At 40.6% G+C, this 20399-nt stretch carries 19 protein-coding genes and 2 tRNA genes; 11 read left to right on the top strand and 10 right to left on the bottom strand.

Features of this window, described 5'->3' with window-relative positions:
* Positions 1–6 precede the first annotated feature (6 nt).
* Positions 7–303: a PilZ domain-containing protein gene (locus PASHI_RS21500; protein WP_062566996.1), complete on the top strand. Its 297-nt coding sequence runs from the start codon at positions 7–9 to the stop codon at positions 301–303.
* On the opposite strand, the gene PASHI_RS21495 is transcribed toward PASHI_RS21500, so the two are convergent.
* Entirely contained in the window at positions 300–1490 is a 1191-nt protein-coding gene (locus PASHI_RS21495; protein ID WP_062566995.1) for a class I SAM-dependent methyltransferase, read from the bottom strand. The two genes, PASHI_RS21500 and PASHI_RS21495, sit on opposite strands and share 4 nt — an antisense overlap.
* A 135-nt stretch (positions 1491–1625) precedes the next feature.
* Between PASHI_RS21495 and PASHI_RS21490 the strand changes: the two genes are divergently transcribed.
* Positions 1626–2273 carry an HD domain-containing protein gene (locus tag PASHI_RS21490; protein WP_062566994.1) on the top strand — a complete coding sequence of 216 codons (648 nt, stop codon included), beginning with the start codon at positions 1626–1628 and terminating at the stop codon, positions 2271–2273.
* A complete protein-coding gene (locus tag PASHI_RS21485) occupies positions 2266–2667 on the top strand; it encodes a VOC family protein (protein ID WP_208855503.1) in 402 nt (133 codons plus the stop codon). Before PASHI_RS21490 ends, PASHI_RS21485 begins: the two co-directional genes overlap by 8 nt.
* A 16-nt stretch (positions 2668–2683) precedes the next feature.
* Here PASHI_RS21485 and PASHI_RS21480 read toward each other — a convergent pair whose 3' ends face one another.
* Positions 2684–3673, bottom strand: coding sequence for a response regulator (locus PASHI_RS21480; RefSeq protein WP_062566992.1), 990 nt, complete (start codon positions 3671–3673; stop codon positions 2684–2686).
* Positions 3670–6999: a PAS domain S-box protein gene (locus PASHI_RS21475; RefSeq protein ID WP_062567029.1), complete on the bottom strand. Its 3330-nt coding sequence runs from the start codon at positions 6997–6999 to the stop codon at positions 3670–3672. The genes PASHI_RS21480 and PASHI_RS21475 overlap by 4 nt, the downstream gene beginning before the upstream one ends.
* Before the next feature lie 137 nt (positions 7000–7136).
* On the opposite strand from PASHI_RS21475, the gene PASHI_RS21470 reads away from it, so the two are divergent.
* Positions 7137–8207: a GGDEF domain-containing protein gene (locus PASHI_RS21470; protein ID WP_062566991.1), complete on the top strand. Its 1071-nt coding sequence runs from the start codon at positions 7137–7139 to the stop codon at positions 8205–8207.
* Here PASHI_RS21470 and PASHI_RS21465 read toward each other — a convergent pair.
* Positions 8204–9184, bottom strand: coding sequence for an ion channel (locus tag PASHI_RS21465; RefSeq protein ID WP_062566990.1), 981 nt, complete (start codon positions 9182–9184; stop codon positions 8204–8206). The genes PASHI_RS21470 and PASHI_RS21465 overlap by 4 nt on opposite strands.
* A gap of 102 nt (positions 9185–9286) precedes the next feature.
* Here PASHI_RS21465 and PASHI_RS21460 point away from each other — a divergent pair, with 102 nt between their 5' ends.
* Positions 9287–9967 (top strand): M48 family metallopeptidase, encoded by a 681-nt coding sequence (locus PASHI_RS21460; RefSeq protein WP_062566989.1) that lies wholly within the window; start codon positions 9287–9289, stop codon positions 9965–9967.
* Here PASHI_RS21460 and PASHI_RS22470 read toward each other — a convergent pair.
* The 3 genes from PASHI_RS22470 to PASHI_RS21450 all read right to left on the bottom strand — a co-directional run bounded on the left by PASHI_RS22470 (position 9913) and on the right by PASHI_RS21450 (position 10389).
* Positions 9913–10188, bottom strand: coding sequence for a pentapeptide repeat-containing protein (locus PASHI_RS22470; RefSeq protein ID WP_482811859.1), 276 nt, complete (start codon positions 10186–10188; stop codon positions 9913–9915). The genes PASHI_RS21460 and PASHI_RS22470 overlap by 55 nt on opposite strands.
* Positions 10171–10255: transfer RNA gene (locus tag PASHI_RS21455), tRNA-Tyr, on the bottom strand. Before PASHI_RS21455 ends, PASHI_RS22470 begins: the two co-directional genes overlap by 18 nt.
* 49 nt (positions 10256–10304) lie before the next feature.
* Positions 10305–10389, bottom strand: a tRNA-Tyr gene (locus PASHI_RS21450).
* Between the two features lie 112 nt (positions 10390–10501).
* Here PASHI_RS21450 and PASHI_RS21445 point away from each other — a divergent pair.
* Positions 10502–11017, top strand: a complete 516-nt coding sequence (locus tag PASHI_RS21445; protein WP_062566988.1) for a VC2046/SO_2500 family protein — start codon at positions 10502–10504, stop codon at positions 11015–11017.
* A gap of 173 nt (positions 11018–11190) precedes the next feature.
* Positions 11191–11490 carry a DUF6172 family protein gene (locus PASHI_RS21440; RefSeq protein ID WP_062566987.1) on the top strand — a complete coding sequence of 100 codons (300 nt, stop codon included), beginning with the start codon at positions 11191–11193 and terminating at the stop codon, positions 11488–11490.
* Positions 11491–11565: 75 nt separating this feature from the next.
* Here PASHI_RS21440 and PASHI_RS21435 read toward each other — a convergent pair whose 3' ends face one another.
* The 3 genes from PASHI_RS21435 to PASHI_RS21425 form a co-directional block, all read right to left on the bottom strand.
* Positions 11566–12006 carry a hypothetical protein gene (locus PASHI_RS21435; RefSeq protein WP_054564020.1) on the bottom strand — a complete coding sequence of 147 codons (441 nt, stop codon included), beginning with the start codon at positions 12004–12006 and terminating at the stop codon, positions 11566–11568.
* A 155-nt stretch (positions 12007–12161) separates the two neighbouring features.
* Positions 12162–13130, bottom strand: coding sequence for a cysteine synthase A (cysK, locus tag PASHI_RS21430; RefSeq protein ID WP_058583732.1), 969 nt, complete (start codon positions 13128–13130; stop codon positions 12162–12164).
* A gap of 195 nt (positions 13131–13325) precedes the next feature.
* Entirely contained in the window at positions 13326–15659 is a 2334-nt protein-coding gene (locus PASHI_RS21425) for a carbohydrate binding family 9 domain-containing protein (RefSeq protein WP_156426513.1), read from the bottom strand.
* Positions 15660–15874: 215 nt separating this feature from the next.
* Between PASHI_RS21425 and PASHI_RS21420 the strand changes: the two genes are divergently transcribed.
* The 4 genes from PASHI_RS21420 (at position 15875) to pgsA (ending at position 20205) form a co-directional block, all read left to right on the top strand.
* Entirely contained in the window at positions 15875–17026 is a 1152-nt protein-coding gene (locus PASHI_RS21420) for a dicarboxylate/amino acid:cation symporter (protein WP_054553767.1), read from the top strand.
* A gap of 108 nt (positions 17027–17134) precedes the next feature.
* Positions 17135–17785 carry a UvrY/SirA/GacA family response regulator transcription factor gene (gene uvrY / locus PASHI_RS21415; protein ID WP_054564041.1) on the top strand — a complete coding sequence of 217 codons (651 nt, stop codon included), beginning with the start codon at positions 17135–17137 and terminating at the stop codon, positions 17783–17785.
* An 8-nt stretch (positions 17786–17793) separates the two neighbouring features.
* Positions 17794–19617, top strand: a complete 1824-nt coding sequence (gene uvrC / locus PASHI_RS21410) for an excinuclease ABC subunit UvrC (RefSeq protein ID WP_054553646.1) — start codon at positions 17794–17796, stop codon at positions 19615–19617.
* A 42-nt stretch (positions 19618–19659) separates the two neighbouring features.
* Positions 19660–20205 (top strand): CDP-diacylglycerol--glycerol-3-phosphate 3-phosphatidyltransferase, encoded by a 546-nt coding sequence (gene pgsA / locus PASHI_RS21405; RefSeq protein WP_062566986.1) that lies wholly within the window; start codon positions 19660–19662, stop codon positions 20203–20205.
* Positions 20206–20399: the final 194 nt, after the last annotated feature.

Genomic DNA, 20399 nt, shown 5'->3' with positions numbered 1-20399 from the left:
GGCCATATGTTTCATGAGGAGAAACGCGACTTTCGCCGCATGCAAATTCATACACCTGCAAAACTAATCCCATTAGATGTTGTTAATGGCGAAGAAATTCAGGCTATGTGTACTGATTTAAGTGCAACAGGGCTGGCAATTCACCTTGATGAAGTTTTAGAAATAGGCAGTCTGTATCGGGTGTTAATTGCTTCGACTAGCACGGCTATTACCTCATTTGATGCAACAGCCCGTGTGATACGAGCAACCAAGGAGCAAGATGGCTCCTTGAGTGCCGGTTTAGAAATTGTAAATTTTAACTAGTAAACTTTACAGATCAGGCCTTTAAGATAAAAGCCTTCTGGGTAGCTGCCAGCAATCGGGTGGTCGGCAGCTTGGTTTAATCGTTCCATGATCAACAAGTCTTTACCTGCATCAAGGGCTGCATCCGCAACCACTTTTTGAAATAAATTTTGTTCCATTAATCCAGAGCACGAGAAGGTAAGTAAAGTGCCACCTGGTTTTAAGATTTGCATCGCAATCATATTAATATCTTTATAACCACGGCAAGCACCGGTTAATTGCGCTTTGTTGTCAGCAAATTTTGGTGGATCCATAACGATAGTATCAAATTGCACACCTTCATCACGGTATTGGCGCAATAACTTAAAAACATCTTGTTTCACAAAATCAACTTTAGACAAATCAAGGTTGTTATGCTCAACGTTACGCTTAGCCGTATCAAGTGCTGGCTGCGATACATCGACGTTAGTAACGTGTTTACAACCGCCACGCAAAGCATAAAGCGAGAAAGTACCTGTGTAGCTAAAGCAGTTTAATACTGTTTTGTCTTTAACAAAGCGCTCAAGGGCTGCACGGCTATCACGTTGGTCTAAGTAAAAGCCAGTTTTGTGGCCTTCAAGAATGTCTACCTCGAGTTTTAAGCCATTTTCTTCAATGATGACTGGCTCAGTTGGTTCCTTGCCCCAAAGTAGGCCCTTGATTGGCTCAAGGCCTTCTTTGGTGCGAACATCAACATCTGAACGTTCATAAATATCGCAGCCTGGGAAAATAGTCATTAGTGCAGCAACAATTTCACCTTTATGACGCTCTGCACCGGCACTAAGCAGTTGGCACACCAATACATTATCAAATTTATCGATAGTGATGCCTGGCAAGTAGTCAGATTCTGCAGCGCTTAAACGAAAACCTGTTAAGCCGCCTTCGCTGATCACCTGTTCGCGCGCATCATAGGCTCGACGCAAACGCTTTTCAAAAAATGCTTGGTCAATTACTTCGTTTTGATCGAAGCTCCATACGCGAGCACGAATTTGCGACTGCGGGCTGTAAGCAGCAATCGCTAAAAATTTGCCGTCATTGTCATAGATAGTGACAGTATCACCTAGTCCTGGCTTACCTTTTACTTTTTTAATGGCTTTTGAGAACACCCACGGGTGTTTTCTTTTTAGTGATTTTTCTCGTCCAGCTTGCAGGTAAATAGCAGATGACATAGGGATTCTCGCGTCAAACAAAAGGGGGCATAGTTTAATGAAGCACTGGCAAACATACAATGAATGTTTTGAACAAATCCAGTAAGCACGCTAAAGTAAGCATAATTTCAATCAGTTAATGGTGATAGCCAGTATATGCAGCCAGAAATAGACTTTGCAGCGTTAGAAACTCAGTGTCGAGACTTTATTTTGTCTTTACTCCATGCCGATGTCGCACACGATATTAGTCATATTGAGCGAGTAGTGAGGGTTGCAAAACAATTATGTATTGCCGAGCAGGCAGAAATGGCTGTGGTGTTACCCTCAGCTTGGTTACATGATTGTGTTGCGGTTGCTAAAAACCACCCAGACAGGGCAAAAGCATCGACCATGGCTGCAGATAAGGCGTTAAGTTTTTTAGCCTCAATTAATTATCCTGAGCAGTATTTTAGTGCTATTCATCATGCTATTGCGGCACATAGCTTTAGTGCCAATATCAAAGTCCAAAGTGTCGAAGCGCAAATTGTGCAAGACGCTGATCGAATGGATGCATTAGGTGCAATTGGTGTGAGTCGCTGTATGAAAGTAGGGGGCTCAATTGGTCGCTATCTGTATCATAAAGACGACCCATTTTGCTTAAACCGCGAACCTGACGATACAAAATATACCCTAGATCATTTTTTCATTAAGCTGTTACACATTAGCGAGAGCATGAACACGCCATCAGCGAAAGATGAAGCCAAACGACGTACAGCTTACATGCTCGAATTTTTAGAGCAGTTAAAAACCGAAATTGGTGAGTAACATGGCTATTCCATCTTTATGTGGTGTTGATCATTGCCACTTAAATGTTGATGATTTAGCGGCTGCGCTAAAGTGGTATCAGCAAGTACTTGGTTTTAATGTGGTACCAGAACTCGCTTTTTGGGATGAAGGGAAAGGGCCTTTAACCTTAGAAGACCAAGCAAAGACAATTCGTTTAGCACTCTTTGAAGCTGACGGTAGAAGCAAAGGAATTGCCTTTGGCGCAAATGCAGCACAGTTTTTAGCATGGCTTGAGCATCTCGCTCAATTTGATGTTAAAACCCTTGTTGCCGACCACGGTGTTACTTATTCAATGTATTTTAAGGATTGTGCTGGAAACAGCCATGAAATTACTTCGCATGATTACGATGCAATTAAAAAAGGCCTCAAATGAGGCCTTTAATACGCTATTAGCGGGTATAAGTGTTTTTGATTTCTATGATGCTATCTATTTGGCCGATAAATAAATCAACTAGTTGCGGGTCAAAATGCTTACCAGCTTCGTCTTTCAATAAGTCGAGCGCTTCTTCAACCGACCAGGCTTTTTTATAAGGGCGTTTTGAGGTTAAAGCATCAAACACATCTGCAATGGTAACAATACGCCCTTCAATACTGATTTCTTCGCCTTTCAGGCCATACGGATAACCCGTACCATCCCATTTTTCATGGTGTTCAAGGGCAAGCTTATGAGCAAGCTGTAATAGCGGCGAAGTTGAGTTCTCTAAAATCTTCGCACCGATTAAGGCATGTTGTTTCATGTGCTCGTATTCGGTTTCGTTCAAGCGCCCAGGCTTTAATAGTACTGAATCAGGAATGCCTATCTTACCAACATCATGCATCGGCGCTGCCTGTTTAAGCTGCTCGGCCTCGTACTCGCTCATGCCATAGGCAAGGGCGAGTACTTTACTGTAGCGGCTCATTCTTGCAATGTGCTCACCGGTGTCCGTGTCTTTGTATTCTGCGGCGCGGCCTAAACGTTGGATCAAATCAATGTGGGCTAATTGCAGTTGCTCAGCTTGCACTAATGATAAATGATTTTTAACCCGCGCCCTGACAATCGCAGGGCTAATTGGTTTGGTAATATAATCGACAGCACCTAGAGCAAAGCCTTCAGACTCATCCTGCTCATGAGAAAGTGCGGTAACAAAGATAACAGGAATATGAGCAGTTTTAGGATTTGCTTTCAATACTTTACAAACTTCAAAGCCACTCATGTCGGGCATCATAATATCGAGCAAAATCAACTTAGGAGGTTCATTCTCAATAAGCTGAAGAGCAAGCTCGCCAGATTTTGCAAACGATAAGCGATAATCGTTAGCGAGTACTTCACGGATCACTTTTAAATTGGCTGGTTCATCATCGACGACCAAAATTCTTGCACGTTCTGAGATTTGCGTCATAGGTGTTCCTTAGCAGCTTGGAGAGTGTGCTTTAAAGCTGATAAAGCAGTGCTTGCTGCATCAAAGTCAAAGTTTTCAAAATGCGCACAAATTTCAACAACCTGATCTTGGTAGGTTGCAGGTGCTTGGGATTGCACTTGGCTTAATAAATCATCGTCTATCTCTGCATGCTCAGCTTGCGCTTGCAGTGCCTCAATTTGGCTAATAAATGCGCCCAACGACGTTTCGTGTATGGGTTGCTGTTGTGAACTAGACTGCGGCTGATCTGCAAGCAATGCAATCAGCGTTTGCCATTCCTGTTCGCACTCGGCAATGAGTGTAGGGAAGCTTTCCTTTTCACGTTCTTTCTCAGCGTTTGATAACAAGTATAATAATTTTGCGAGGGCTAAATTACCCGCGACTCCTTTAAGAGTATGCAAAATTGCTTTTTGTTCTTCTTCACTGAGCATTGGTTCCGTCAGTCGTAGAATACTCTGTTGATGATTGCTTAGGAATAAGCCAATTTCCGTATTTAATTTCTCTTTGCTTCCCCACATCAAAACACCTTTTTCGTAGTTGATGTGCTTTTTCTCATCACCGACTTTATTGTTAGTGATTTTATTTACTTCTAAACCAAGCACTTTCGCAATTTCATGGTTCAGCTGGTTAATATCAACGGGTTTATTTGCAAAGCCATTCATACCGGCTTGCTTTGTAGTAATTTTATCTTGTTGTAAAACACTCGCCGTCAACGCGATGATAGGTGTAATTTTTAAGCATCTGATTTTCTCTATTTCGCGAATTTCTTTACAGGCCATAATGCCGTCACATTCCGGCATATGAATATCCATTAAAATTACATCAAAGTTTTGCTGCTCGAATGCTGCAATGGCTTCAAGGCCATTTTGAGCCGTACTAATGGTGTGCCCAGCTTGCGATAATAAAATGTTCAGTAGCTCAACATTCTGCTCAATGTCATCAACCACTAATATGCGAAGTTTCGGTAAGTTTAATTGATTGCCAGGTAAGGTATCGACTTGGCTGATATCACCTTCTTGTAATGGTAGGGTAAAGTAAAAGCAGCTGCCTTTGCCTTCTTCACTGATAGCACCAATTGAACCACCCATTAATTCAACAAGCTGCTTACTAATAGTTGTGCCAAGACCTGTGCCACCAAATCGGCGTGTCATGGTGCCGTCGGCTTGTTCAAATGGCTGGAAAATAGCTTCTAAGCGGTGCTTGGCTATGCCAATACCGCTGTCTTGTACTTCGAAAAACAATTGTTTATTTTGAGTTTGACTCACAGTAATTGTTACAGACCCTTGCTCTGTAAATTTAATGGCATTACCGATGAGATTATTCATCACTTGGCGAATACGAGACTCATCGCCAATATAAATAGGCGCAACACTATCAGCGATAATCAAATCAAGCAGGATATCTTTGCGCTTCGCCTCAAGCCAAAAAGTCGAGACGATATTGTCGAGCAAGGCTTGTAAGTTAAAGTGCTCAGCCTGAATATCGAGTTTGCCTTTTTCTAACTTTGCAGAATCTAGTACTTCATTGAGCAAATGCAGCAGTGAGCGAGCTGATTTATTCACGGTAATAATATGTTTTTGTTGCTCTTTACTGAGTGGGCTGTCCATTAATATGTCGCTAAAGCCGATTATGGCATTCATTGGCGTGCGTATTTCATGGCTCATGTTTGCCATAAATGATTGTTTTGCTTGCGCTGCGGCTTCAGCTTCTTGTTTGGCCTTTTTGAGTGATTCTTCATATTCGTGACGAGCGGTGATATCGATAAGTACACCATCGATCCACTTTTGTTCAGAATCACTACTTTCATTAATTGTTCCTTGGTCTAAAACCCACACAACGTTTCCATTTCGATGGCGAATACGGTACTCAACCGCATATTGGTTTTTTTCAGCTATGGCTTTTTCCATAACTTCATCAATATGCGCTACATCATCGTTATTAATGATTTGAGCAAATGTAACTGTGCCATCGGTAAACTCTTCAGGGCTGTAACCAGTTAAGTCAGCAACACTGGGGCTTATAAATTTCATTGTCCAGTGCTCATCTAGCAAACAACGAAATACAGCGCCGGGAGTATTGTTCATTAAAGTACGATATTGCTTTTCTTTTTCTTCGAGACTTTGCTGCAGTGCACGTTGCTCAGTTAAATCGGTTATAAAGCCTACAAACAATGTTTCTGCGTTAGGTTGTTTTACTTCCCCAAGCCCAAGTCGAATCGGGAATAAATGACCATTTTTATGTTTTGCAAATACATTGCGGTTAACGCCAATCACTTTTTTAACTTCATGTCTGCTACTGTCAGCTAAGTAACCATCATGTTGCGCGGCTATATCGTCGTTCATTAATAGTTTTACGTTTTTACCTAACACTTCATCTTGTCGCCAACCAAAAATAGTTTCTGCGGATTTATTAAAGCTTAAAATAATGCCATGAATATTAATTGTTACGATGCCATCTATTGCGGTGCCTAAAATGGCATCTAAGCGCGACTCTTCTGCTGATTTTTCTGCCAGTAATAAGCGAAAACGTACCATGCCATTAATAATCCCAACCAGAGCGGTCAATAATACGGTAGCAAATGAAACGCTAATGGCGATAAAAGTAAGTTGCGACGTTTGAACGTTTTCAGATAACAAAGGCGAGGTTGCAACAAAGCGGGTGGCGGCCATTCCCATGTAATGCATGCCTGCCACGGCAAAGCCAAAGATAATGGCGCAAATGACACGGGTTTGAAACACAGTGAGTTTTTTAAAATACTCACCTAGGTGAAATCGCGCATATAAGCCGACAAAAGATAATGCAACAGCCATCACAATAGATGCTGCAAACCAAGCTGGGTCGTAGCGAAGCAGCGGACTCATTTGCATGGCTGCCATCCCCGAGTAGTGCATCGCACCAATGCCAGAGCCAAGTAATACAGAGCCAATGAGTAGCTTTATTGTTGTTGGTATTTGCTTTAAATCTTTGCGTTTCAAAAATGAAAATGCGGTATAGCAGGCTAAAAATGCAGGAATAAATGAAAAAAATGTCAGTGTAGGGTCGTACTCCACGGTGGTGCATAATGAAAAAGCTAGCATGCCGATAAAGTGCATACTCCAAATCCCACCTGACATCACCAAGGCACTTGTTGCACTGCCTAATTTACGGTACGAATCAAATTGTGTTCTATTTGCTAGATCAATGATATGGAGTGAAAAATAAGCAGCAAAAATAGCCGTAGCAATAGAAAGAGCAACTAAGCTTGGATCATAGACACCACTTACTATTAAGTTGGGGTCTTGATCGGTGATAAAAAATTTCGCGAGCATAATATTTTTTTGAAACGGCTTGTTATAGCAGTCTAATACAAATTGTTCTGAATTTAGAGAAAAACCTATCACTTAAGTACGTAGGATTCAAAACCTTGGCTATATTTAATTAAAAAGGAGTAGTTCGAGGTGCGTAGATGAGAAGAACCGAGCAAACATTAGTTGAGCAAATGCAGATTAATGATGTAGAAATCCAACACAGAATGAGCTTATTAGGGCTGACTTCAAATAGTCTGTCATCTCTTTTGAACTATAAACCTATAATCGAATCAGCCATCGAAAATGTAGTGAATGAGTTTTATAAAAAACAAACCGAAGTGGATGAAATTTCGTTATTAATTGGCGATGCAGATACTTTAACACGACTCAGAGATGCACAAAGGCAGTATATAATCGATTTATTTTGTGGTCGTTACGAGCATGAATATGTTAACAACCGTCTACGGATTGGTATGGTGCATAAGCGTATTGGGGTTGAGCCAAAGCTTTACTTATCGGCTGTGTGTACTTTAAAAGAACTGATTTTTAATGTGCTTCGCAACACAATAAGCGATCAAGATGAGTTAAATCATACCCTTACCATCATTGATAAATTGATTTACTTTGATACGACCTTGGTCTTTGATACTTATATCGACAGCTTAGTGGGCGAAATTGAAAATGCGAAACGCCGCACCGAAGTCTATGCGAAAGGCCTTGAAGAAAAAGTCGCTCAGCGTACTCAAGAACTTGAGAAACTCGCTAAACTCGACCCTCTCACTAACTTATATAATCGCCGTGTAATGCAAGAGTTACTACAACGTGACCTTGCCAGAGCCAGACGTCACAAATCACCATTAACGGTTGTTTATTTTGATCTTGATGACTTTAAGTCAGTGAATGACACACAAGGCCACTTAAAAGGTGACGAAGTCCTTAAATATATAGGCCAATACTTACTTGAAAATATTCGCGAAATTGATATACCGTGCCGTTATGGCGGCGATGAATTTTGCATCATCTTACCCGATTGCGAGTTAGATAGCGCCTTTACTATTTGTGAAAAACTTATAGCCGCATTTGAACAACAATACCCTGAGCTTCATCTAAGTTTTGGTCTTATTGCAGCGCCACTTGATAGCACGGTAGATGCTGAAGAGTTAATTAATCGAGCCGACAAAAAAATGTATCAGGCAAAAGAGCATAAGGGTTCATACATTATGCGTTAGCGAGTCATACGCTTTACAAAAACAACGACGAATAAAGCAAGCGAAAAGCTACCACAAAATGCTTCTATGGCTGCGATTAACCTCGAAAAACCTATTGGCGTAATGTCACCATAGCCAAGGGTTGTAAAAGTCACCACGCTGAAGTAAAAACTATTCAACAATGCCGACAAATTGCTTTGAAATGAGTTTTCAAAGCTCAGTTGCATCACAGAATCTTGATAACTTACCCCGAATAAGAAATAACAAAATGCACAGCAAATAATAAGTGACAGACTAAAGCGAATGACATTTTCGGGCTTTTCGCCATAACCACATAACATATCTATAAAGCTGGAAGTAATTTGCTTGGTTGAGCCTTTTCGGTATTGCGCATGACGCATTCTTAATTCTTTGTAGGTGAAGTTACCGGCGAGCTCAAAAAGCCCTTGATGTTCAGAGGCTTTTCTTAAATTGCGATATATTTCTTCAGATTGCTCAAATAAGTCTCTTGCTTCATCATGCTGTTTATTTTTACGTGCTTTAAATGCAGCCGCTTCTTGTAATAATTGGTTACCCAATTCGATGTTATCAATTCTGCTGTCGTTGAGCTTAATACCTAGTAAGTTGGTATTTTTTAAATCACAGTAATGCAAACTCGCGCTATGTAAATTAGCTTTCATTAATGAAGCATTGGCGATTTTATTATTAAATAGGTGAGCGCCCGTTAAATTCGCACGATAAAAATTACAATAGGAGAGATCATAACCTTCTTCGTCATCCTGCTTTATTAAGTTAAGTCCTGAAAGGTTCGCTCTTTGCAATTGCAGGCCTTCTAATAAGCCACCTTTTTTTGCATAGCGCTCTAATTTTTGGGTTAGATCTAGCCCTGATTTATCAAATTTACTATCATGCCAAAAGCAAAATCCAGAGCCCATATCTGTTTCTTGGCACTTGTTACCTGTTGGTGAGGTATAACTACAACATGGTTTGTCAGGCATAAAGGTGAAAACTTATTTGTGAGTCATCTTTATAGATTAGCAGCTATTTAGCAGGGTAAAATGGAATCTCTTATTTTTATTAATCGAATTGGCTGACCTTTGTTGGATTACACCCTAAAGCGCAGTAAACGCAGAACCACAGTGGCAATTAAAGTTGCCGAGCAGAAATTGACTGTTTATGCGCCTTTTTATGTTCCACAAACTGAGATTGATGCCTGGTTAAAGACCAAGCAAGATTGGGTCGCTGAACAAATAGCCAAACAATCCATTCATGCTGAGCGCCGTCAACTACCATTAGTAAACGCCACTATTAAGTTGTTTGGGCAAAACGTGCCGATAGTATTCGCTAAAGGCCCGAAAAGCATGTGGCAACAAGATGCACAGTCTCAGCTTACCTTATCAATATCATCACGTGTCAAACATCAAGAAGCTAACTACCTCGCTTTGCTGGAGCAGTTTTTACATGAAAAGCTTGAGAGCTATATCGAAATGCGTGTTCATGATTATTGTGTACAGATGTCTGAATCGCTCCCTACAAAGCTTAAAATTCAACATTATAAACGTCGTTGGGGCAGTTGTAATAAACGCCGCGAGCTGACTTTTAACTTACATTTAGCAAGTGCGCCAACCTGGGTGATTGATTATGTGGTTGTACATGAGCTTGCGCATCTTTTACATATGAACCATAGCGCTAAGTTCTGGCAACGTGTGAACCAGTTTTATCCAAATTATAAAAAAGCCGAGCAATGGTTAAAAGCAAATGGAAGTAGTTTGAGTTGGTAGCTTAAGTTAGCGAGAGTAAAGTTAGCGAGAGTAAAGTTAGCGAGAGTAAAGTTAGCGAGAGTAAAGTTAGCGAGAGTAAAGTTAGCGAGAGTAAAGTTAGCGAGAGTAAAGTTAGCGAGAGTAAAGTTAGCGAGAGTAAAGTTAGAAAGAGTAAAGTTAGAAAGAGTAAAGTTAGAAAGAGTAAAGTTAGAAAGAGTAAAGAGTGGTGGAGGGAGCTGGATTCGAACCAGCGAAGGCTGAGCCGTCAGATTTACAGTCTGATCCCTTTGGCCGCTCGGGAACCCCTCCACACAAATTTTTACTATTGCATTTGGCCCCACTTTTCTAAGAAGGAAAGTGGTGGAGGGAGCTGGATTCGAACCAGCGAAGGCTGAGCCGTCAGATTTACAGTCTGATCCCTTTGGCCGCTCGGGAACCCCTCCAATGCAACGGCGCTGATAATAGCAAACTTATTATTTAAGTAAAGAAAAAAACTAAAGAAAAATGCATAAATGCCGATAACTGGTTAATCAAGAAACTATTTGGCTAAAGACTATGCAAGTTGATGGTTTGTTGCTCACAGAGAGCCAACTCGATAATCGTCTAAATAAAAGTCTTCACGAGCACCGCTCTGGAGAATTTGCTTTATTACTAGCAATGCTTTCTCATGATGCGCTCGATTTTAGTCAGTTTCACCTGCCAAAAACTGAATTAAGCAATCCTGAAGTATCTGAATCTGCTTTGCGCACCGAGTTAGGTGCAGGCCCCACACAACCATTAGCTCCCGAACAGTTTGATATGCTGATTGGGCAAGAAAATGCACTTAGACTATTGCAAGGTGGTTTATCAGACATCAGATTACGTCATTGTTTAAACCCAGAGCCACTGAATGTTCGTGATGATAAGCAACATGTGCCGCTAGAAGTGATTGATAACTGTGAGCCTGCAGTTAGAAAACGCTTTTATGAAAAAAATAAACCCGTTGAGCGCCCACAAATCGATGCAGCTGCATTTTATGATAGCCTTACTGACGAGGCGATACATCAACCTCTTCATTTAGCTACAGCTTAGGTATAAGTGGCTTAATCGAAATGTCATAGACTTCGAATACACTAAGAATAAGCTAATAATAGACTTATATTTAAGTAAAACTGCAAAAAGTACAGCTAAATTAAGATGTGCTTGTTATAATAGCAGTCTATGGCTTAATGCCATTGTCATTGAACCAAGTTACTAGGACTATAATGAAGAAAACATTCACGCTAAACCACGAGAAAATTAAATATCCTCGTATGGTTGATGCAGCCAAGCACGAAGTAAAAAAATACTTAAAACGTGAGCGTAATAAAACACTCCCAGCAGGCGCCGACTATTGGGCGTTTGACTGTAAGTTTGGTGAATCACCGGATGAGGCCAATGTCGTTCACGTGGCAGAGATTAATAAATGTATTAGCGATATCGAAGCAAAACAGCTTACATCGTTTTACGTTGAAATCTTAGCGCGTCCTGCACAGCGTCAACATCAAGAGTTTGACGAAGAGTAATATCCATACTGTTCTGCAGTAATACTCTTTCAAAAAAAAGGGCCCTTCAGGCCCTTTTTTAGTTTTCGTAATTAATTATCGCGCAAATGGATCGGCATTAATTTTTTCAATGTACCACTTGCCTTTTTTACGCATCATTTTCACACTGCGCATATCATCAATTTTCTTACCATTAAAATAACCCGTAAAAATCAAATTGATGTTAGCTTTATCGCCATATTGTTCGCGTAGACTCATGTTAGTCATATCGACTTCAATCACCACTTCATCGTATTGCATATTAACCAGGTTACGAGCGAACTGCCCAGCGGTGCCATAAGATTTCATAATTCGCGCCATTTTAGGCGTGGCATATTCCATCGCAAGATTTAAATCGTTTTGGTTGTATAAAGCATCAAAATAGAGAGTCGCTACATTACCTGGGGTGTTTTTTTCGCCCTTTGGTGCGTCTTCAGAACCGCAACCGAAAAGAATGCTGCTACTTAGAAGGATAAAAGTTAAAAGTATATTTTTCATTGTTGTAGTTTTTCGAGTGAACTTAAAATTAAGTGTGTGACTAAATGAGCATGATGTAAAGTTAACTCGGTAAAATTATTGGTTTTATTTATTTTAGGTAATAAAAAAGGATGCATGCCTGCATCCTTTTTTAACAATTAAGTGATTCTTAGTGGTTACTGAACTAGCTCTTTATCGCTGAACTCTTCAGCAAATAATGGGCTAGATAAGTAACGCTCAGTCGCACTTGGTAAAATTACCACAATGTTCTTGTCTGCGTTCTCAGGTTTTTCAGCAAGGCGTTTTGCCGCAACTACTGCTGCACCAGAAGAAATACCCACTAAAATACCTTCGTTTTTCATCAGTTCATGAGCCATAGCAATCGCATCTTCATTTGATACTTGCTCTGCAGCGTCTACAACTTCTAAATCAAGGTTGCCAGGAATGAAGCCTGCACCGATACCTTGGATTTTATGAGGGCCTGGTTTAACTTCTTCACCAGCTAATGTTTGGCTAATAACTGGAGAGTTAGTTGGTTCAACAGCAACCGACTGTACATTTAAACCTTTTTCTAGTTTAAGGTAACGGCTAACACCCGTAATAGTACCACCAGTACCAACACCTGCTACGAAGATATCGATTTTACCGTCCATTGCTTCATAGATTTCAGGGCCCGTTGTTTCAAAGTGAATTTTCGGGTTAGCTGGGTTTTCGAACTGTTGTAAAAGAATGTATTTTTCAGGCTCACTGGCTTGAATTTCTTTTGCTTTTTCAATCGCTCCATTCATACCCTTAGCGCCATCAGTCAATACTAGGTTAGCACCTAAGGCTTTTAATAATTTACGACGCTCTAAGCTCATTGTGTTAGGCATAGTCAGGGTTAGCTTATAGCCACGAGAAGCTGCTACGAACGCAAGTGCGATACCTGTGTTACCTGAAGTCGGCTCGATTAACTCTTTTTCTTTGGTTAATACACCTGACTTTTCTGCTTCCCAGATCATTGAAGCGCCAATACGGCATTTAACACTGAAGCTTGGGTTACGTGATTCTACTTTAGCAAAAACATTACCTGAGGTTACGCGGTTAAGCTTTACAATTGGTGTATTACCAATCGTTAATGAATTATCTTCAAAAATGTTAGACATAGTGTTCCCTTGGAAGCAATTTATTCAATCGTTGATCAACTAGCTTAGGCTAGCGATCTGTAATAGTCACACTTTACTGTGGTGAAATAAAAACGAAAGTAAAGTTTGGCTATAACATATAGCGAATAGGCTTATAGCATTTAGTAATAAGGTGGGAAAAGAAGGGCGCGCACCAAAAGGTGCGCTAATAGGGTCTTAAAGCAACCAAGCGTAGCTAAACTTGGCAAATAACGTACGCTGCTCTTTAGTAATTGATGATAGCTCATCATCTTGATAGCCATTATCTGAGTAACCAGCAAAGAATACCGTTTGCGGGTTCAGCTTGTAAGAATACAACAGCTGAGTGGCTAGGTTTTTATATTGGCTATCTACATTATCAATGTAATTAGCCTGGTTGCGTTCTAAATCGGTATAAATGACTGCAAGGCGTAAAAAGCTATTCACGTTGAATTGGTAAGTAAAACGTACATCACTTAAGTTGGCGGTAAATACTTCACTGCCATCGGCTTCAAGCTGCTCATAAGTATGACGTAAACGCACTTCAAAATGCTTACCAAGGTTCATATTCAGCACAGGGCGTATATGGAACTTATCACCAACGCGGTTATTCGCTAAATCAACGGCATTACCTGTATACATATATAGAGAAGCAAATACTCCAGCTTTTGGTTTAAAGTCACTGTAAAAGCCAACGCCATTTTCGCTAAACAAGTCAGTGTTGCCGTCGATATCTAAACGTGATTTATCGTGGCGAAGGCCGGTGCGGTTACGGTGTTCAACAGAGACCTCAAAAAAGCTCTGTAACGGGCCGCTGACTGAAAAACTAGTTTGTGCTTCTTTTTCAAGAAGTTCGTTATTTTCGTTGTGGGTAATATCCCAATCGGCGTAAAGGTTAGCGCGATTCCACCAATTGCCTTTATCGCCATACCAGCGGTATTCGCCACCAGTCGTAAACTTTTTAAAATCAACTTGTGAGATAAAGCCCAAGTCAGCTCTTAAATCAGCATCACGGTAATTATAATCAGCGAAGGCACGCCAGTACTTCTCGTCGTGTTGATACTTTAGGTAGTAGCCAGTACCTGATTGCTGTTCTCTACTTAAAACACGAAGTACGCCTTCGTTATAGTCGCAGTCACTATTTAATTCACAGATTACTTGCTCGGGTTGTGAGCAGTTATCACCATCACATAACTCGTCGATAAAATCTTGGCTGTATTGCGTTTGTGACTTTAATACTTGCACTAAGAAAACATCGTTCACTGTTGGTTTGTATTTGCTATCAATACTATAAACCGTGTTTTTATAGTCATCACTTTGTCTGTGTGTTGCCGTTGAACCGAGTGATAATCCTGATTCAAAATCGTATCGATAACGCAGGGCACCGTTTTCACTTTTCTCGTCAAGGGCGACAAGCGATGAGCCTAAATTGCCCGGGATCAACACATTGGTTTGTGTATCATTGGCAATGAAGCCGGCAAATGTATGGCCATTTTTACTTCCGGTGATTTTCGTGCCGTAATCTGGCTGGGCGATATTACGGGTATGAATAAGGTTAAGTGTTGAGGCAAAGTAGTCAGCGTTATCTAAAAAGAAGGCACGCTTTTCTGGGAAGAATAAACTGAAATTATTGTTCACACTCAATTGTGCTACATCCGCTTCAACCTGAGAAAAATCAGGATTAATTGTCGCATTTAGAGTGATATCTGGGGTGATCCCCCATTTAACATCGAGGCTGGCTTCAGTATTGTTTTCTGTCTCCCAATCAGCCACTTGTGCGCCATCAATATCACGGGTCTCATTTTTGCCAAGCACCACAGATGGAATAATCGCCACATTATTGCCTTGCTTTGCTTGTTCAAAACCTTGGTAACTTGGCATTTGGCAAATCCAACAGTTGTTACCATGGTCAATTTGCATATTTGAGATACGTAACCGTTCACTGCGCGGTAAAAAGCGTAAAAACTCCATCGCCATAGTCTTACTTGCTACGCTGTCGTCAAAATTCAATACGCGTAATGGAATGGCAACTTCAACTGTGTAGCCTTTATCATGAATAACACCGACGCTATCCCAAATACCGTCCCATGATGAGCTTTCATGTTTAGTCAGTTCGTTTTCTATTGAATCTTGTTGTACGCCAAGTGGGTTAATAAAAAATTGATAGGCTAATTGAGAATTATTGTATGAATCAATTTTTAGCCCGACTAGGTCATCATCCCAGGCTGCGTCACGGTCACGGTAAAAAGCACGAATAAGCTCTGGGTTTGGATCATTCGCTTCAAAGCCAATAAAAAGTGTTTCGCCATCTTCATAAACATAAGCGTGGGTGGTAACTGGGCTTTTACTGTTTTCATAAGGCCAAGTAACATTGTCTATGGTAATTTTTTTGGCACGTTGCCAACTTGGCTCATTGAGCTGGCCGTCGATTGTTGCCTGCTCTGCAATAAAAGGAAGGGTGACGGGTTGGCTGGTGGCCAAGCTGGTAAAAGGCACGCTTAATAGAGCGGCACTTAACATTGATTTATACATAAGCACTATACGGGTATTCAAAACTGCGAGCATGTTATTAATTTGCAACTTTGTTAACAAATGCAACGCGACAGGGCGCATATATTTACGTTCAAATTAGATTCTAACAAGCTGTGGTGGTAATTTGCGCAGTTAAACGTTAATTTGGCTGTTTTATAACAAAAGTAAACTAAAACGTGGTAAAAGATTACCACCTAAAAATTGAAGTGATCGTTATGAATTTAATTCTAAAATTAATTGCTGGTATTGTTGCCGGTATTTTAGTGGGCTTATATGTGCCACTAACAGGTGTTGAACTCCTTTACACAGTAAAAGAAATAATAGGTCAGTTGATCACCTTTACCATCCCGTTAATTATTTTATTTTTTATCGCATCAGGTATTGCTGGTTTACCAAAAGGGTCAGGCCATTTGTTAGGAAAAACAGTTGGCTTTGCATATGGTTCAACCGTTATTGCTGGAACCTTAGCGTTTTTACTTGTCAGCGCTATGATCCCATTGTTTGATGGCGGTTTAACGTTTGAAGCAGAAGTTGCTACCGAAGTTGGCAGCTTTATTGATTTAGAAATTCCACCTCTAATGAGTGTAATGACAGCACTTGCTGCGGCATTCATTTTTGGTATTGGTATGAGCCAGTTACAGCTTGATACGTTAAAGAAAGTATCTGATCAGGGCCGTGATGTGATTGATGGCTTACTAGCAAAAGTAATTATTCCTGCGTTACCTTTCTACATTGCCGGTGTATTCGCGGAAATGACAGTTGCTGGCACCGTGGTTGATACGCTGCAAACATTTGGTATTGTTTTGCTAGCTGCATTAATTATGCATTGGCTATGGCTTACTGTTTTATATGTATCTACAGGCCTTTTACTAAAGCGTAATCCTTTAGAGCTTGTAAAAAATATGCTACCCGCTTATTTTACTGCTTTAGGTACAATGTCGAGTGCAGCAACAATTCCAGTTTCACTTCGCTCAAGCAAAGCAAATAACGTAAAAGAAGATGTTGCTAACTTTACAGTGCCTTTATGCGCAACTATCCATTTATCGGGCTCAACAATTACGATTGTGACATGTGCAATGGCTGTCATGTTCTTATCACCGAATATGGATGTACCATCGTTATTTGGTATGTTGCCATTTATTATGATGCTAGGCGTTGTAATGATTGCTGCCCCTGGCGCACCAGGTGGGGCAGTTATGTCGGCATTGGGTCTTTTAACAAGTATGCTTGGTTTTAATGAAGGTGCAGTTGCATTAATGATTGCACTTTATTTAGCACAAGATAGCTTTGGTACTGCCTGTAATGTAACAGGTGATGGTATCATTGCCCTATGGGTTGATCGTTTCAGCGAGAAAGCTTCAGCTTAAAATTAATTAGTGAAACGATATTTTGATTTATCGTTTCACTTTTTCTGTGCTAATGTGGCACATTAAATTGTGCGAAAGCAGCTATTTGGGTTATTTGAGGGTGTTCCATTGATTAATGTACTTTTAGTTGATGACCATGAACTTGTACGGACAGGGATCAGACGTATACTTGATGATGTTCGTGGTTTTAAAGTGGTGGGTGAAGCTAAAACCGGTGAAGAAGCGGTGCAATTTTGCCGTCAACATTCACCCGATATCGTGTTGATGGACATGAATATGCCAGGTATTGGCGGTTTAGAAGCGACAAAGAAAATCTGTCGTTATTGCCCAGATGTAAAAATTATTGTGCTTACAGTGCATTGTGAAGATCCATTCCCAAGCAAAGTAATGCAAATCGGTGCTCATGGTTATCTGACAAAAGGTGCCGGCTCTGATGAAATGGTTAATGCCATTCGTGCGGTTAATGCAGGGCAACGCTATATTGCGCCTGAAATTGCACAACAAATTGCCCTTGCTCAGGTAAGCGGTCGCACAGATGAAAACCCATTCCAGAGTTTGTCTGAGCGTGAGCTGCAAATCATGCTGATGATCACTAAAGGTGAGAAAGCGCAAGATATTGCGGATCGCTTGAACCTGAGTTCAAAAACAGTGAATAGCTATCGCTATCGCATGTTTGAAAAGCTAAATGTAGGGGGGGATGTTGAACTTACCCATTTAGCAATTCGTCATAAAATGATCGACATTGATAGCTCGCATTAATTTGCTCAATGTCTGATTTCGAACCAGCCCGTTTTCTAAAAACACTATCAAGTGAGCCCGGTGTCTACCGAATGCTTGATAGTGAAGGGCAAGTTATCTATGTTGGTAAGGCTAAAAATCTAAAAAAGCGCGTAAGTAGTTACTTCCGTAGCAATGTGACTGATAGCAAAACGCGTGTATTAGTAAGTAATATTTGCGGTATTGAAGTCACCCTGACCAACACTGAAACCGAAGCCTTATTACTCGAAAACAACCTAATTAAAAAATATCAGCCTCGTTACAATATTTTGCTGCGAGATGATAAGTCATATCCGTATATTCTTTTAACTGATCATAAGCACCCGCGACTTGCTTTTCATCGTGGTAGCCGAAAAATTAAAGGTGAATATTTTGGCCCATTCCCAAGTGCGGGAGCGGTATCTGAAAGTTTGCGTTTAATGCAAAAAATCTTTCCGGTTCGCCAATGTGAAGATGCGTATTACCGAGCTAGAAGCCGTCCATGTTTACAATATCAGTTAAAGCGCTGCTCAGCGCCGTGTGTGAATAAAATCTCCGATGAAGAATATCAACAAGAAGTTGATTTTGTTCGCAAGTTTTTGTTGGGCAAATCTCATGAAGTCATTGCCGATTTAGTTACTAAAATGGAGCAAGCAAGTAAAGAACTTAAATTTGAGCTTGCGGCCAAAGTGCGTGACCAAATCATGTTGCTTCGAAAAATGCAGGAGCAGCAATCTATTTCAGGTAACCATGCCGAAATGGATGTAGTGGGTTTTGCGCATTTAAATGGTTTAAATGCGGTTCACTTATTAATGATCCGCGACCACAAAGTGCTAGGCAGTAAAACTTATTTCCCTAAAGTGCCAAAAGACTCAGGTGAAGAAGAAATTCTAACTTCTTTTTTAGGACAATATTATCTAGCTCCCGGTGCAACAGGGCGTATTGCTAAAGAAATTATATTACCGTTTAGTATTGAAGAAAGTGAGCCATTAAGCGAAGCGCTTACGGCAATCTCTGAACGTAAAGTGAGTCTAAAAGTTGCTAATCGCGGTGAGCGGGCACAGTATTTAAAACTTGCTAATAAAAATGCACTTAACAGCATTAGTGTTAAGCAAAGCACGCAGGATTCAATCAACAAACGTTACGCACAATTAAAAGAAACATTACGCCTAGATGATATTAATCGCATGGAATGTTTTGATATCAGCCATACAATGGGTGAAAACACGGTAGCAAGTTGTGTGGTGTTTGATTCGCAAGGGCCTAATAATAAAGAATATCGTCGATTTAATGTTACTGGTATCACCGGCGGTGATGATTATGCTGCGATGGAATTTGCACTTAATAAACGCTACAACAAAGTAGTCGATGAAGAAAAAATTCCAGATGTCATCTTCATCGATGGTGGTAAAGGTCAATTATCTCGTGCTGAGCAATATTTTGAAAACTGGCCGCATAATAAAATGCCATTGCTGGTGGGTGTTGCAAAAGGTACTAGCCGAAAACCAGGTTTAGAAACGCTATTAATTGATGGTGGACGTAAAACAATACCACTTGATTCAGATGCGCCAGCGCTGCATTTAATTCAGCATATTCGTGATGAGTCGCACCGTTTTGCCATTGCAGGGCATCGTAATAAACGACAAAAACAACGCACACAATCATTGTTAGAAGAAATTACCGGCGTAGGACAAAAGCGCCGACAAGCATTATTAAAATATTTAGGGGGCATGCAAGGGGTAAAAGCTGCTAATATAGACCAATTAAAACAAGTTCCTGGGATCAGCCCTGAAATGGCTGAAAAGATATTTAATCATTTGCATGACAAGGCGTAGCCTTCGTGCGAATATAGTAAAAAAAGACATCTCCAAGTAGTTATGTGGAATATTCCAAACACACTCACAACCTTTAGACTTTTTCTTATCCCCATTTTTTTGGTGATATTTTATTTGCCTTTCTCATGGGCGTTTTTCGCAGCTGCGTTTGTTTTCTGGCTTGCGTCAATCACAGATATCCTTGATGGCTATCTAGCGCGTCGTTTAAATCAGTCAACGCCTTTTGGTGCGTTCTTAGATCCTGTCGCTGACAAAGTAATGGTGTGTGCAGCACTGGTTGCTTTATCAAGCCACTATCAAAGTTTGTATATGACTATTCCGGCATTAGTGATTATTAGCCGTGAAATTGTTATCTCTGCCTTACGCGAATGGATGGCAGAGCAGGGTAAACGTGACAACGTAGCTGTATCAAACATGGGCAAGTTTAAAACTGCGGCACAAATGCTAGCCATTATTGGTTTGATCTGGCAGTTTGATACATGGATGATCTACTTAAGTTATGGCCTTTTGTACGTCGCAACATTCTTAACGCTTAGTTCTATGTTGCAGTATTTAATGGCAGCATGGTCAGAATTGACCAAAAATTGATCCTAAACGTTTAATTACACACCGTTTTAGATAAAAAATAAGCAAACAGTTCAAAACTAGCATTTTTTATATTGACGCGTTTAATAATCTCTGTAGAATGCGTCCGTGTTGAGAGGGCATAGCCCCCAAGATAAAGAAAGCGGCACTAGCTCAGTTGGTAGAGCGCAACCTTGCCAAGGTTGAGGTCACGAGTT

The organism is Pseudoalteromonas shioyasakiensis, from assembly GCF_001550135.1.
Classification (GTDB): Bacteria; Pseudomonadota; Gammaproteobacteria; order Enterobacterales; family Alteromonadaceae; genus Pseudoalteromonas; species Pseudoalteromonas shioyasakiensis.
This window is presented reverse-complemented; position numbering and strand designations above follow the sequence as displayed.

Coding starts and splice junctions, on each gene's coding strand:
- PASHI_RS21475 (WP_062567029.1), bottom strand. CDS start 6,999: ATGCTCGCGAAATTTTTTATCACCGATCAAGACCCCAACTTAATAGTA.
- PASHI_RS21500 (WP_062566996.1), top strand. CDS start 7: ATGTTTCATGAGGAGAAACGCGACTTTCGCCGCATGCAAATTCATACA.
- cysK (WP_058583732.1), bottom strand. CDS start 13,130: ATGTCTAACATTTTTGAAGATAATTCATTAACGATTGGTAATACACCA.
- pgsA (WP_062566986.1), top strand. CDS start 19,660: ATGTGGAATATTCCAAACACACTCACAACCTTTAGACTTTTTCTTATC.
- PASHI_RS21480 (WP_062566992.1), bottom strand. CDS start 3,673: ATGACGCAAATCTCAGAACGTGCAAGAATTTTGGTCGTCGATGATGAA.
- PASHI_RS21495 (WP_062566995.1), bottom strand. CDS start 1,490: ATGTCATCTGCTATTTACCTGCAAGCTGGACGAGAAAAATCACTAAAA.
- PASHI_RS21470 (WP_062566991.1), top strand. CDS start 7,137: ATGAGAAGAACCGAGCAAACATTAGTTGAGCAAATGCAGATTAATGAT.
- PASHI_RS21440 (WP_062566987.1), top strand. CDS start 11,191: ATGAAGAAAACATTCACGCTAAACCACGAGAAAATTAAATATCCTCGT.
- PASHI_RS21425 (WP_156426513.1), bottom strand. CDS start 15,659: ATGTATAAATCAATGTTAAGTGCCGCTCTATTAAGCGTGCCTTTTACC.
- uvrC (WP_054553646.1), top strand. CDS start 17,794: ATGTCTGATTTCGAACCAGCCCGTTTTCTAAAAACACTATCAAGTGAG.
- PASHI_RS21445 (WP_062566988.1), top strand. CDS start 10,502: ATGCAAGTTGATGGTTTGTTGCTCACAGAGAGCCAACTCGATAATCGT.
- PASHI_RS21420 (WP_054553767.1), top strand. CDS start 15,875: ATGAATTTAATTCTAAAATTAATTGCTGGTATTGTTGCCGGTATTTTA.
- PASHI_RS21465 (WP_062566990.1), bottom strand. CDS start 9,184: ATGCCTGACAAACCATGTTGTAGTTATACCTCACCAACAGGTAACAAG.
- PASHI_RS21490 (WP_062566994.1), top strand. CDS start 1,626: ATGCAGCCAGAAATAGACTTTGCAGCGTTAGAAACTCAGTGTCGAGAC.
- PASHI_RS21435 (WP_054564020.1), bottom strand. CDS start 12,006: ATGAAAAATATACTTTTAACTTTTATCCTTCTAAGTAGCAGCATTCTT.